General features: G+C 40.1%; 13 protein-coding genes. All 13 read right to left on the bottom strand.

All coding sequences use genetic code 11. The annotated features are described in order from the left end of the window. Positions 1–85: 85 nt before the first annotated feature. Positions 86–574, bottom strand: coding sequence for a 5-(carboxyamino)imidazole ribonucleotide mutase (gene purE, locus IE867_RS03975; RefSeq protein ID WP_192483485.1), 489 nt, complete (start codon positions 572–574; stop codon positions 86–88). Between the two features lie 5 nt (positions 575–579). Beyond that, the gene (locus tag IE867_RS03980; protein WP_192483486.1) at positions 580–2,454 is read right to left on the bottom strand and encodes a glycerophosphodiester phosphodiesterase family protein; all 1,875 of its coding nucleotides are present in this window, start codon (positions 2,452–2,454) and stop codon (positions 580–582) included. Beyond that, positions 2,441–4,018 (bottom strand): DNA recombination protein RmuC, encoded by a 1,578-nt coding sequence (gene rmuC / locus IE867_RS03985; protein ID WP_192483487.1) that lies wholly within the window; start codon positions 4,016–4,018, stop codon positions 2,441–2,443. Before rmuC ends, IE867_RS03980 begins: the two co-directional genes overlap by 14 nt. 262 nt (positions 4,019–4,280) lie before the next feature. Further along, positions 4,281–4,511, bottom strand: a complete 231-nt coding sequence (locus IE867_RS03990) for a hypothetical protein (RefSeq protein WP_192483488.1) — start codon at positions 4,509–4,511, stop codon at positions 4,281–4,283. Between the two features lie 58 nt (positions 4,512–4,569). Further along, positions 4,570–5,196: a uracil phosphoribosyltransferase gene (gene upp / locus IE867_RS03995; protein ID WP_192483489.1), complete on the bottom strand. Its 627-nt coding sequence runs from the start codon at positions 5,194–5,196 to the stop codon at positions 4,570–4,572. Beyond that, positions 5,193–5,978, bottom strand: a complete 786-nt coding sequence (locus tag IE867_RS04000) for a class I SAM-dependent methyltransferase (protein ID WP_192483490.1) — start codon at positions 5,976–5,978, stop codon at positions 5,193–5,195. Before IE867_RS04000 ends, upp begins: the two co-directional genes overlap by 4 nt. 23 nt (positions 5,979–6,001) lie before the next feature. Further along, positions 6,002–6,829 carry a transporter substrate-binding domain-containing protein gene (locus IE867_RS04005; RefSeq protein ID WP_192483491.1) on the bottom strand — a complete coding sequence of 276 codons (828 nt, stop codon included), beginning with the start codon at positions 6,827–6,829 and terminating at the stop codon, positions 6,002–6,004. A gap of 45 nt (positions 6,830–6,874) precedes the next feature. Next, positions 6,875–8,392, bottom strand: a complete 1,518-nt coding sequence (thiE, locus tag IE867_RS04010) for a thiamine phosphate synthase (protein WP_192483492.1) — start codon at positions 8,390–8,392, stop codon at positions 6,875–6,877. Next, positions 8,392–9,366 carry a YbgA family protein gene (locus IE867_RS04015; protein ID WP_192483493.1) on the bottom strand — a complete coding sequence of 325 codons (975 nt, stop codon included), beginning with the start codon at positions 9,364–9,366 and terminating at the stop codon, positions 8,392–8,394. The genes thiE and IE867_RS04015 overlap by 1 nt, the downstream gene beginning before the upstream one ends. Before the next feature lie 130 nt (positions 9,367–9,496). Further along, on the bottom strand, positions 9,497–10,282 hold the full coding sequence (locus IE867_RS04020; protein ID WP_192483494.1) for a thiazole synthase: 786 nt from the start codon (positions 10,280–10,282) through the stop codon (positions 9,497–9,499). Further along, on the bottom strand, positions 10,283–10,486 hold the full coding sequence (gene thiS / locus IE867_RS04025) for a sulfur carrier protein ThiS (protein WP_151193630.1): 204 nt from the start codon (positions 10,484–10,486) through the stop codon (positions 10,283–10,285). Continuing rightward, a complete protein-coding gene (locus IE867_RS04030) occupies positions 10,483–11,535 on the bottom strand; it encodes an FAD-dependent oxidoreductase (protein ID WP_192483495.1) in 1,053 nt (350 codons plus the stop codon). The genes thiS and IE867_RS04030 overlap by 4 nt, the downstream gene beginning before the upstream one ends. Next, positions 11,525–13,396: a phosphomethylpyrimidine synthase ThiC gene (thiC, locus tag IE867_RS04035; RefSeq protein ID WP_192483496.1), complete on the bottom strand. Its 1,872-nt coding sequence runs from the start codon at positions 13,394–13,396 to the stop codon at positions 11,525–11,527. The genes IE867_RS04030 and thiC overlap by 11 nt, the downstream gene beginning before the upstream one ends. Positions 13,397–13,459: the final 63 nt, after the last annotated feature.

Genomic DNA, 13,459 nt, shown 5'->3' on the forward strand with positions numbered 1-13,459 from the left:
TCTCAAGTCATTAAATAACATGCTAAATACTCGAATAATAATCTGTCTAAGTGTTTTATAAATGGGCAAAATCGAGTATAGCAAATTATTCTAAAGTCGTATCTTTTAACACATTATCCGTCTGTGCCTGACGATATTGTTTAATTGCCTCATTATACTCACGATGCTCAGCAGCCAACATGCTGCATGCAAACAAAGCGGCATTGACAGCACCCGCGCGACCAATAGCAAATGTCGCCACGGGGATGCCTGCTGGCATTTGCACAATAGATAATAATGAATCTTGTCCTGATAAAGCTTTCGATTGCACCGGCACACCAAGCACTGGGATATGTGTTTTCGCCGCAAGCATGCCTGGTAGATGTGCCGCTCCTCCGGCACCTGCAATAATTGCTTTTAGTCCTTTTTGCTCGGCTGTTTGCGCATAGCTAAATAATAAATCAGGTGTGCGATGCGCTGAAACAACTTGTACCTCATAAGGAATACCCAATTGCTTTAAGGTCTCTGTGGTATTTTGCATTGTCTCCCAATCAGACTTTGAACCCATAACAACACCAACTAATGGTTTACTCATTCTCTCTAGCCCCCCTCTTTTTGAATAACATGTAAGACTTGCGCACAAATCCACTCGTATATAAATTGAAAACTATGCTTACCTTTATTGCTAAAACGCACATGATGCTCTTGTTCAAAGCTTCTATTTTTAATGTGATCATTTGCCTTAATCACTAATGACAGATCATCAACCAATTGTGAGCTTTTGCTCCAAAACCCAAGCATGCCATTGGTTTGCAACTGAACACTTAACTTTGGCTTAGCTTCAGTGACTGGCATCAATTGTGCTAAATGACTATATACATAACCTTTGGTGACATCCTTTTGCATGCTGAGGCTCACCTCACCTGTTTTAAGATATGTCTTGAGCACTTCACTGGCATGTTGCTTAGTCGTTGTTGCTAAAAATGGCTCAACTACTTTGGTAATCTCATGAGCAAGTAACGATACATCCTGCGCAGTTGTGACATGCAGCTTAACTTCAAGATATGGATATGCCGCACGATAACCAAGCTCTAGCTGATATTCAGCAGCCAACGGGCTTAACATCTTGGCAATATGCGCTTCTGAAGCACCCAATAATTGCCATTGATAGCGTACCGGTGTGTTGTGTAGCTGCAAATGAAGCAGTCTAGGTAAAACCTCTTGATCAAACATTGGCAAACATTCATGTGGCGGCCCTGGTAGCATAAATAAATGCTTATTATCGACAGTAACATAGCAACCATCCGCTGTACCTTGCGCATTAACAAGCACCTCAGCACCTTCGGGGAAATACGCCTGTTTCTTGTTATTCTCAGGCACAGTTGCAAAGCGACTAGAAATACGCGTGAAAATTCGCTGCCAAGAATCTTCATTAAACACTAAAGGCTTATTAAAAACTTCGGCAATCGCCTCGCAGGTCTTATCATCTTCGGTGGGCCCCAAACCACCCACTGTAATAACAACATCATGCTCTTGTAGTAAAAATCGAAGACTTGTTTTGAGCTTCTCTTTAGCATCAAAACTAGCTAGATGTAACCCCGGCTGAAAGCCGTGTTCATATAGCTTTTCAGCCAGCTTAGGGGTATTGGTATTAATGACATCGCCCGTTGTGATTTCATCCCCTGTTGCTAAAAAGCCAATGCGCTTTGGCTCAGATTGCAATACAGTCATACTATCGATAAATACACTATCAGCACCCTCGTTAAGCAATTTATGAATCTCTTCATCTGGCAATGAGCCAATCGAATAAACTAGCACGGTGTGAAAAGCTTCTTTTAATTGCGCAATACGCTCACGATTAAGTACCGCACTATTAATACCTAGAGCGATACAGCCCCACTGATCAAACTTCTTCTTTGTTTCAGTAAAAATGCTATGCTCTTCACGCTGCCAATCTTTAACTTCAATCAAAAATTCACATGCCAGTTTTGTTTTACTTTCAGCCAATTGCGCTAAGATGTACTCTGAAAAGCTCGATAACAGAATGCGTGAATGCAATTGTGGGTAACGCTCAACAAGACCCAATAAGTGCTTAACCAAGCACACTTCATAATCAGTATCAAACTCAGCTTTGACCTTAATCTCAATATTGGTATATAGATCCGGTTTAGTTGCCATCCAAGCTAAATACTCATCCATCGTTGGAATCTTGGCACGCACCTCTGGGAAGCGATCATTTAATACATGAAGCTTACTAATATCAGTCCAAGCTTGACTGGTTAGATCAACATCTAATCCTGTAAGCTTCTTCGCATTATTATCATGAAAGATAAAAAGCACATTATCAGCACTTAACTGCACATCTATCTCAATCCAGCGCGCACCCGCCTCATAGGCCTTTTTAAATGCCAACATCGTATTTTCAGGCGCGATGTTATTCGCCCCTCTATGGGCAATAAATTTACTTATCTTCATGTTGTGACAACTCCAGTTCTGATTGCTCAACAATGTCTTTTGGTAACGACTTTTTCATATGTACCCCCATATTTTCGAGTTGCACGGCTTGGGAGATTAAGTTTCCTCTACCTTTAGTTAGCTTGTTCAGCGCACCATCATAAGTCTCTTTGGTTCTATCTAACTGCTTACCAAGTGTCTCAACATCTTCAACAAAACCACGAAACTTATCAAGCATTTTGGTTGCGCGATCGGTGATGTCACTGGCGTTTTTATTTAAGCTTTCATATTTCCATGTGTTACGAATGGTACCTAATGTTGCCAATAAAGTCGTTGGTGTTACGATAATAATGCGCTTTTTAAAGGCTTCTTGAAACAAGCTATCATCATGCTGGAATGCCACTACAAAAGCTGCTTCAATTGGCATAAACATCAAAATAAAATCCAATGAATTAACCTGCGATAAACGCTCGTAGTTTTTAGATGACAACAATGCAATATGCTGACGAATCGCGTCAATATGCTTCTTAAGATATTCTTGTTTTGAGCTATCACTATCAGCGCGCGTATAGGCATCATAACTTACCAAAGAAACCTTGGCATCGATAATGACGTCTTTGCCATCAGGCAAGTGAACAATCGCATCAGGGCGCATAACCTTGGTATTGTCTTCATCATCACTTGCTTTAAAGCTTGTCTGCACATCATACTCATGACCTTTGCGTAGACCTGATGATTCAAGCACACGCTCAAGCACCACTTCACCCCAATCGCCTTGCAGTTTCTTATCACCTTTAAGCGCTTTGGTCAGATTTTTCGCCTCTTTGTTCATCTCTTGATTTAATTCAAACAGCTTATTGACTTCTTTTTGCAATGAGGCTCGTTCTTTGGCTTCATGCACATAGACATCATCAACTTTCTTCTTAAACTCATTAATATCATTTTTAAACGGCTGCAATACTTCTGCCAAATTCACTTTATTCTGATTGGCAAACTTCTCGCCCTTTTCTTCAAAAATGCGATTTGCCAAATTCTCGAACTGCTCGGTCAGACTCTTTTTGGCATTCTCTAGTAGTGCAATTTTTTCCTGTGCGTTTTGCTCTTGTGCTTCAATGTGCTTTAGGAGTTTTGAGCGCTCCGCCTGAAGTGCTGATTTTTCCTCGGTTAAATGATCAACTTTAGCTAACAGCTCATCATGCTTAGTTGACAACTTATTAAGCTCAACTATCAAGCGCTCACCATCTTTAGCCAACGAGTCAATCTTGGCTTCATCACTGGCAAGTTTATTTTGCAGCTTAAGCACTTCATCACTGCGAATCTCAAACTTTTGTTTCGTCATACTGAGTTCTTGGCTTAAGCGCTTTTCTTGCTCTTGATAATGCTTATGATCCGTTGTCAATACCAAGTTTTGCTGCTGGCTTTGCTGCAGTTGACTCTCTTTATCCTGAAGTAGTGCCTCAATTTGCGGCAACTCCTCTTCAAGCGCTTTCAACTTTACTTGTTGCGATCTGCTTGAAACTTTGACGAATAAAAACCCAATAATAAGACCCAATATAAAGGCGGCAATGATCAGTCCAACCAACATAACTTTTCCTTTTCATTGTAACCATCTCAAATCATTTTAAAGTATTTCTGCCATTGAATTGATCGCGCTTTTAGATGATTGAATTTTACCAATAGTTCCAACTATTACCTGCAACCCAATCATCTAAAAGCATCGAAAACTTCTTCAACATTAAATACCATAAAACGATTTACGATGGTATATGCTTTGATAATTTGGGCTATATCATGCCATAAAATTGATGTCACCGCTTGTAAATATCATAGGAAATCGGTAAAGATTATTAAGCACCTTTTAGTGCCTTAATTTGTTTTTTAAAAGCAGCTAGCGAAATTTCCTCGCTTTCAGACTCCATCGCCTTTTCCAACAGTGTCTTATGTGAATTATTTCGCGCCATAAAATCTTTAATGGCATATCTTGCATAAGAACTAACAGACAATCCCATTTTTTGCGCCTGAATATGGATTGCTTTATTTAAGCTTTCATCGACTGTAACTTGAATTTTTCCGCTCATCACAACGCCTTTTAGATTCAATTAAACATCTTTGTGAATCAGTTTAGCATATCCGCAGCTAACGAGTTGCAAAAATTTTATCACCTGCATCACCAAGTCCAGGGATAATATAGGCTTTTTCATTAAGACATTGATCAATTGAAGCGGTATAAAGCTCAACCTCGGGATGCGCTTTCTCAAGAATCGCAATACCCTCTGGTGAGGCTAATAACGTTACTACAATAAAATGCTTGCATCCTTCGGATTTAAGCAGTGAAATCGTCTTATTGATTGATCCAGCAGTGGCAAGCATCGGGTCGAGAATGACCGCAGTGCGTTCATTAATGTCAACACATGCTTTGAAGTAATACTCGCGTGGCTTAGCAGTCTCTTCATCACGCTCGACACCGACCATTGTCACGGGTGCATTGGGTAATAAAGATAACGCACCATCTAGCATGCCAAGTCCCGCACGCAGTATTGGGCAAAAAGTTGGTAGTGGCTTTTTAAGCATAGGTACCGCAAGCCGCCCCTGCCAATGCTCAATAATCTCCTCTTCAACCATTAGATCACTTAATGCTTCATAACATAACAACATGGCAAGCTCGCTAGTGATCATCCTAAAGTCACGACTTGAAGTCGACTCATCCCTTAATAGGCTTAATTTATGCTGAACAATGGGGTGTACAATTTCATGGGTTTTCATTGCTTGGTTTTCCTGCTTACAAAATGTCTTAATAACAAACTCTCTTGTGCAAAAGCCTGTGAAATCCAGCCATAAGCATCAATACATTCTTGATATTCTTCTTTGCTATGCGTTGCTAGAAATTGTTGCTTTATTGCTTGTTGCTGCAAACGTGTCACAACATCGGCATTATATTGTGCATACGCTTTATTTTCGCTAGTCATCGACTCTACTAAAAATCCCGCCGCTGTTAATACTTCAATATATTGGATCATTGTCGTTGGATAAAGCGTTAACCCTTCAAGCTCACACATTTTATCGACAAGCTCTCCAAAACCTATTCCATCTGGACTTAACCAGTCATTCACAATAAACAGTCCATCTTTTTTACACACACGATGTATTTCTGTAAATAATGGCAGTTTATTATCCAGATGCACCAATACACCTTTAGAAAACATCAGATCAAAGCTTAGCTCTGAAAAGGGCAAAACATCAGGGTTTTCTAGGTGATAGAAATGCGTATTTGTTTTCTTGTAATGCTTATTTGCATGCTTAACCATATCGGCATTAATCTCAACACCATGATAGTCAATACTTGGATATTTACTTGAAATATACTGCGCCAAACCACCTTGACCAAAACCAATTTCTAATACTTTTTTATTGTGTAAATCAACACCTGAAAACAGCTGATCAATAGCTTCACTCCCACCTTCTGACATCATGCCCTCACCATAGCAAAGCTCAAGTAACGAGCAATATTCTTGCGGGTATTCATCGATAATTTTCTGATAATCCATTATTTATCCTATGATCTAAAACACTAAAATGGGCAACTCGCCTTCACTGCAGGATATTGTGTTTTTAAGGCATCTTGATACCACGTGTTAAAGTCTTTTTTATGATGCTTATAAAAGCTGTTCATTTTCTTAATTAACCACTTACCATCTTTGGTTTTATTGGTCATAAAAACCTTTTGGCTGACTTTATTGCCTGGGATAGAATTTAAATCAAATTTAAGTCCATGATCACTCAACACACTATCTTTCATATCTGCACGGTATTGCACTTCAATTTTGTCAGTAAACATAACTAGTTTCTTTTGAGGGTATTTGTTCAAACAGGCATACACTTCTGCATTGGTTGGCAAAATCTTTACTTCAGCATTACGAATATAGCTCTCAGCAAAAGGCTGATTTGTGCCACCTTTATTCTCAATAACGGTCACACCTTTTTGGTCAATGCTTGCAAGGTTTTTAAACGTAGATTCATTTTCCTTAGAAAAAACAGGGGCTTTTTGGTTCGATAGCACGCCCGTTGATAAATAAAACATGTTTGCACGCTCAGGTGTGTAACTAATACCACCCATCGCGATATCGCATTTTGTTTTAAGATCATCACTTAAGCTTGACCATGTACTATGCACAAATTCAACTTTACGCTTAATCTTATGCGCAAACTCTTTTGCGACAGTGATTGCAAAGCCTTTGTACTCTCCCGTATTTGCGTCATATGATGTCAATGGTGGATAGTCACCTGTGGTACAAACACGCAATAGCTTTTGGTTAGCTAACGCACTATTGCTAAATAAAACCATCGCTGTCGCTGCGCTGGCGGTAAAAATAATTTTTTTGACTTGTTTAACTTGCATTACTTACTCCTGATATGCCACTTCCATCTTTATTAACGCATATCATCATATACTACATTCAATGCGATTTCCCAGCGCTATCTGCTCAAAGTCTTGCGCTGTTGCTACGGCTCTTTGCAGATCTTGAGTCTTGGTTATATAGCTCACAACCGCAACACCATCAACGCCACACTGCCAGACATCAGGCATTTGTGGCTCAAAGATTCCACCAATGGCGACAAGCGATGTTTCTTGACAAAGCTTACGCCAAATACGCAATTTATCTAATCCTTGTTCGTTAAACTTCATCTCTTTGGTCGTTGTCGGGTAAATAGGACCTAACGCAATATATGAAGGCTTGAGTGTTAATGCGCGCGCTAACTCAACATAGTTATGCGTACTGACTCCTAGACGCAAACCCGCTTGAGCAATCTCATTCAAATTGGCAGTATCTAAATCTTCTTGTCCTAAGTGCACACCAAAACATTGATGTTTAATCGCCAGCTGCCAATGATCATTAATAAACAAAGATAAGTTATAGGCTTTAGCAACACCGTTTGCTTTTTTAATTTGAGTTTCCAATTCATCTGGTGATAAGTCTTTTAGTCGCAATTGAATGGTTCTAACACTTAATTTCGCCAATTTTTCCAACCAATCAACATGATCGACAACCGGATAAAAGCCTATTGGATGAAACATTCGTCGGAAACTTTCACTTTCAACTTTTTGATAGCTAACCTTCGGTAAGAAACGTACATTATCCATGGCATCTTGAGCATAATAACTTAAATATCTAATCTCTAATTGGTGTGGGTCATTAACCGTCTTATCCATCTGTTGTGATAGATGGTACTTAGCAATACAAATCGCTTCAGTTATCTCATGACCTTGTGTCACAAGAGCTGCAATACTGCTTGCCAAGGCGCAACCCGTACCACGTATATTACCCGCATAGAATGATTTGCTTTGATAATGCACACCTTCTTGAGATGCAAGTGTCAAATAATCACAGCCCTTTTGGTTTTCGACTAAAGCATGCCCACCTTTTAATAAGACATATTGTATTCCATATAAGCTTTTTAATGTGTGCGCAATCTCAACAGACGATTTTTGATTGATATTTTCATCATTTAACAAAATAGCTGCTTCAGGTAAGTTCGGTGTTAATAAGTAACACAATGGCAATAACTGCTGCTTGAATACACTAACAATATCCGCACTCATCAACATGCCACCGGAGCTTGTTGCAATCACGGGGTCACAGATATATTTCACCTGTGGATTAGCTTGCAAAAATTTACTTAGCATCTTAATTTGAGCAACTGAAGCTAGCACACCACTTTTAATCACTTGTGGTTTATGCGCATTAACAATAGCGGTAAATTGCTCACAAAAGACAGCATCCTCAACAGCATTGAGCGCTATAAAATCACGATCATTTTGCACAGTATTTGCCGATACCACGGCAGCACAGTCTATCTTAAAATAGTTAGTCACTTTGATATCTTGCAACACACCGGCGTGTGCTGTTGGATCAATGCCACCAATGACTAATAAGTTGGCTTTATTATTTTCTTTTATCATTACATTTTACTCATAAGCCCCAATGATTCTGGGTATAGATTTAGATAGCTTTGTTGCGCTAAGAACTTAATATCATAACGCGTAAGGTAGTGCTTGATAATCTCAACAGGTACTGCTAACGGCAAAATACCTAAATGATACTGTTTGATTTTATGTTGCAAATCATCGCGTTCTTGTTTTGAGATCAATTTGTTTATTTCACGCAACATGCGCTGCAAAATCGTATGATGCTTGCCTCGCGTAGCTACTCTTTGTAGCGCCATTAAAAACATTTCATAATAACTTTTCTTAATCAGCTCAAAGTTTTGCTGATGTCCATTAGCAAGCAAACGACCCAGCGCCTTTTGCGCATCAGGATGATGCAAACGTAAGATAATTTTATGACGTGTATGGAAAGCCATCAGCTCATTGATGCTTTGCGCATGTAATACTTCATTTTTAGCTTGTCGAGTCAATAACACACGTTTGATAAAGTGCTCTTTCAAATAAGGATCATTTAAACGACCTTCATCCTCAAGTGGCAAAAGTGGGCAATGTTTTTTAATATGTGCCACGAAAAAACCATCTGCTTTGTTATGAATGATCCCATGCTTATCATTGTAAAGTTTAACACTGCCATTGCCACAGCTAGGTGAAGACTTTTTTAAAATAAAGCCGTCAATATCTTGAAGGCTTGATGCGGCTTTATCAACACCTTGTTGTAATTGCGCACTGACATCGGTGACTTGATCATGCTTCACTGCCACGATATTGTCATTCTCTTTCAACTCAAGATAAATGGGCTCACGCGGCACACCAAAACCTGCTGACATCTCTGGACAAACAGGCTGGTAATCAAAAACAAGTGCCAATTCTTCGGTGATCATTTTCTTATGAGAATTAGCGCCATTAAAACGAATATTATTACCTAAAAGACAGCTTGAAACGGCAATCATTGGTTTATTTCTTACTTGCGTTTCCTTCGTGTTTGGCATATTTACTCCTATTGCATAATAGCTTAACTTACTGAAGTTACGGACTTTTCCTATTTCAACACCCCGTCAGCCTGCGGCTGACGGGGTGTTTATAAAATCATAGTTCTTTCTAAAGTGCGTATCCAGTAACTTAGTTTATTTGATGCCAAAACGGCGTATCTTGCAACGGCGTACTTGCCTGTGCTAGCTCTCTTTGCGGCATACGTTTAGCTAAATATGCTCTTCTGCCAGACTCAATCGCCAAACGAAAAGCATCTGCCATCAGTGGCGGGTTTTCAGCTAATGCCACTGCACTATTTAAGAGTACGCCATCAAATCCAAGCTCCATAGCTAAGACAGCATCCGATGGCGTGCCAATACCGGCATCAACAATGAGTGTAATGTCTTTTAAGCGTGAACGTAACAGTTTAAATGCCGATGGGTTAATAATGCCTTGCCCACTGCCTATATAAGAACCTAGTGGCATAATCACTTTACAGCCTAAATTAGCCAACTGCTGGCAGACGATTAAATCATCAGTGCAATAAGGTAGCACCTTAAACCCTTGATCAATGAGAATTTCTGCTGCCTTAACAAGCTCAAACACATTAGGTTGTAAGGTATGATTATCACCAATGACTTCAAGCTTAATAAAATCCGTATTGAAAATTTGCCTTGCTGCTTTAGCAATCATCAGCGCTTCATCTGCTGTTTTACAGCCCGCGGTATTGGGCAATACATGGCAGCCACTTTGCTGTATGCTCTGCCAGAAAAAGTTATTTTTACCACCATGTAACTCACGCTTTAATGCCACGGTGACCATTTGCGTTTGTGACGTATTAATCGCATCACACATACTCTCCAAACTTGGGTAGAGTGCTGTCCCCAAAAGCATGCGTGAATCAAGATTCACATCATAAAGCTGTAATTGCTCCATCTAACCACCTTGCATGGGTGTGAGAATATCGATCTCATCACCTTGTTTAATTTGTGTTGTATCATAAGCACTGTGATCAATAATTGATTTATTGACCGCAACCGCAGCATAGCTTGAAGCAAAGCCAATATCAGTTAATAACGCCTGCAATGATTGCTGACTTTTCAATTGCTTTTTCTCACCATTTAATACGATCTCTATCATGCTTGCTCCACTATTTTTATATCTTTTATATTACGTTTTATTTTATCGATAACTTTTAACGCATAGATGGGTGCTAAAAGATAACCATGTCGATAAAAACCATTGAGTGTTATCAGGTTATTCTGTTGTATGAGCCTTGGCAAGCCCTCTTTAAAGCATGGGCGTACTTGAGTGAAGTTTTTGATAATCCTTGCTTCGGCAAAACCCTCATCAACCGTTACTAAAGCGCTTAATAAAGTAAGCTGTGAAATCACACTCATCTGACTCATATCTTCTGATTGGACAATCGTAGCGCCAATATAATAAACCCCACGGCCACGTGGCACGATATATAGCGGCATGCGCGGATGGCACAATCTAGTGATTCCCGTGATGTTGACTTCAGGGGCATAAACCACCAAAGCCTCACCACGAATACCATATAAATCATTGAAGCTATCTTTAGCACCCAGTCCACGCGTATCACAGACATAATCATAATCTCTTTGCAAATCTTGCAATTGGACTTTAGAAATATCTTGTGCCAAGTGTAAAGAAACGCTTGGATGATTCATTAAGTAAAGTGTTGATTGACTAAAAAATCGTGGCACATGAACACAACCTTCATTCTCAATATGGAGCATGCGATGGGCAAGCTTACCTTGAGTATATTGATCTGTTAATGGAGTTTGTACATAAGCATGTTCATGTAATGTTAATCTTTGAACGCGCGTAATTTTAGCTTCAAGATCACTCAGATCCAAAGGGTGAGCAATGATATTAGTGCCTGTTTGAGTGAAAACACCACCCAGCAACAATTGATCAATACGCTGCCAAGCCTCTGCCGAAGAACATGATAGATCATAGATCACTTGCCCTTCATCTAATGCTTCAGAAACAGGTGCAATCATGCCAGCTGCCGCATAACCGCAACTTGATTTACCACTAAAATCAGTGCTCTTGTCATATAGATCAATCCTAATATCAGCAAATGACTCAAGCAATGTAATTGCCAGTATGCGCCCGACAAGACCACCACCAACAATCGCAACACGCATGCTATTCGACATGATAAATTTCAGCGCCTTGCGCTAAGAAATCCTCACTTTTCTGCTGCATGCCTTTGTTTGCAACATCCGCTAAATCGAGCTTATGCTCTTTAGCATAATCACGCACTTCTTGGGTGATTTTCATCGAACAGAACTTAGGCCCACACATCGAGCAAAAATGTGCAAGCTTATGCCCTTCTTTTGGTAATGTCTGATCGTGGAAGCTCTGGGCTTTTTGTGGATCAAGGCTTAAATTAAACTGATCCTGCCATCTAAACTCAAAACGGGCTTTTGATAAGGCATTATCACGAATTTGTGCCGCAGGAAAACCCTTAGCTAAATCTGCTGCATGTGCTGCTAACTTATAGGTAACGATACCCTCGCGCACATCCTCTTTATCCGGCAACCCTAGGTGCTCTTTCGGTGTCACATAACAGAGCATTGACGTGCCATACCAACCAATTTGTGCAGCACCTATCGCTGATGTGATGTGATCATAGCCAGGGGCTATATCCGTCACCAAAGGTCCCAAGGTATAAAACGGTGCCTCAAAGCAGTCTTTAAGCTCTTTGGTCATATTCTCTTTGATCATTTGCATCGGCACATGCCCTGGTCCTTCAATCATCACCTGTACATCGTGATCCCATGCACGCTTGGTTAATTCGCCCAGCGTCTCAAGCTCAGCAAATTGCGCTTCATCATTGGCATCTAAAATAGAACCCGGACGTAAGCCATCACCCAGAGAAAAAGCGACATCATAGGCTTTCATAATTTCACAAATTTCATCAAAATGCGTATATATAAAGCTTTCTTTATGATGCGCAATACACCATTTAGCAATAATTGAGCCACCGCGTGAGACAATACCCGTTAATCTCTTGGCAGTAAGATGAATATATTTCAAACGCACACCCGCATGAATGGTGAAATAACTCACTCCTTGCTCAGCTTGCTCAATCAAGGTATCGCGAAAGATCTCCCATGTGAGTTTCTCCGCTTGACCGTCAACTTTTTCAAGGGCTTGATAAATTGGTACCGTACCAATTGGTACAGGTGAATTACGAATAATCCATTCACGCGTTTGATGAATGTTTTTACCCGTTGATAAATCCATCACTGTATCAGCACCCCAACGCGTTGCAATCACCATTTTTTCAACTTCCTCCGCAATCGATGAGCTCACCGCAGATGTCCCAATATTGGCATTGATTTTAACACTGAAATTGCGCCCTATAATCATCGGCTCCATTTCTGGATGATTGATATTGCTCGGAATAATCGCGCGTCCCAAGGCAATCTCTTGGCACACAAACTCAGGTGTTATCTCATTGGGAATGTTTGCGCCAAAATCAACACCAAGATGCTGTTTAAGTAAAACAGGATCTTGAATATGCGCATTTGCACGCTTTAAGTTCTCGCGCAGTGCAACATAGCGCATTTCTTTGGTGATTATTCCACGACGCGCGTAATGCATTTGCGTGACATTATGACCTTGCTTTGCTTTTAATGGTTTAGCACGCTTGGGAAATGCTAAGTCTTTTTGCGTATGGGTAAACTCAGCACTGAAGTCTGTTAATGTTTCGATCTCATTATTGTCTTTGATCCATGCTTGACGCAATTTAGGTAAGCCCTCAATCAAATCATGCTTGTAAGACTCATCACTATATTTGCCTGAGGTATCATATACCGCAATCTCAGGATTTTGCACGCGTCCTTGCTCAGTTAGCGTATCGCTCTGGGCAATATAGCGAAAAGGTACGTGAAGATTATCATCCGTCTTAAGATATTTTTTGCTTGATGCAGGATAGGCTGCTTGTAAATCAGCTGATAAGGTTAATGACGCTTTGTCGCTATTTGATGCTGTTTTTTTATGCTGTGGCATGTATGGCTCCTTATATTTTGCCTTTTACATGCGTAGGAAAACTTTTTGTGATATATCGCGCCA

The organism is Cysteiniphilum marinum, assembly GCF_014857925.1.
GTDB lineage: Bacteria > Pseudomonadota > Gammaproteobacteria > Francisellales > Francisellaceae > Caedibacter > Caedibacter marinus.

Excerpts from the sequence above, each read along its gene's own strand:
- IE867_RS04005 (WP_192483491.1), bottom strand. The coding sequence starts at position 6,829 with ATGCAAGTTAAACAAGTCAAAAAAATTATTTTTACCGCCAGCGCAGCG.
- IE867_RS04020 (WP_192483494.1), bottom strand. The coding sequence starts at position 10,282 with ATGGAGCAATTACAGCTTTATGATGTGAATCTTGATTCACGCATGCTT.
- purE (WP_192483485.1), bottom strand. The coding sequence starts at position 574 with ATGAGTAAACCATTAGTTGGTGTTGTTATGGGTTCAAAGTCTGATTGG.
- IE867_RS03980 (WP_192483486.1), bottom strand. The coding sequence starts at position 2,454 with ATGAAGATAAGTAAATTTATTGCCCATAGAGGGGCGAATAACATCGCG.
- IE867_RS04000 (WP_192483490.1), bottom strand. The coding sequence starts at position 5,978 with ATGGATTATCAGAAAATTATCGATGAATACCCGCAAGAATATTGCTCG.
- thiC (WP_192483496.1), bottom strand. The coding sequence starts at position 13,396 with ATGCCACAGCATAAAAAAACAGCATCAAATAGCGACAAAGCGTCATTA.
- thiE (WP_192483492.1), bottom strand. The coding sequence starts at position 8,392 with ATGATAAAAGAAAATAATAAAGCCAACTTATTAGTCATTGGTGGCATT.
- rmuC (WP_192483487.1), bottom strand. The coding sequence starts at position 4,018 with ATGTTGGTTGGACTGATCATTGCCGCCTTTATATTGGGTCTTATTATT.
- IE867_RS03990 (WP_192483488.1), bottom strand. The coding sequence starts at position 4,511 with ATGAGCGGAAAAATTCAAGTTACAGTCGATGAAAGCTTAAATAAAGCA.
- upp (WP_192483489.1), bottom strand. The coding sequence starts at position 5,196 with ATGAAAACCCATGAAATTGTACACCCCATTGTTCAGCATAAATTAAGC.
- thiS (WP_151193630.1), bottom strand. The coding sequence starts at position 10,486 with ATGATAGAGATCGTATTAAATGGTGAGAAAAAGCAATTGAAAAGTCAG.
- IE867_RS04015 (WP_192483493.1), bottom strand. The coding sequence starts at position 9,366 with ATGCCAAACACGAAGGAAACGCAAGTAAGAAATAAACCAATGATTGCC.
- IE867_RS04030 (WP_192483495.1), bottom strand. The coding sequence starts at position 11,535 with ATGTCGAATAGCATGCGTGTTGCGATTGTTGGTGGTGGTCTTGTCGGG.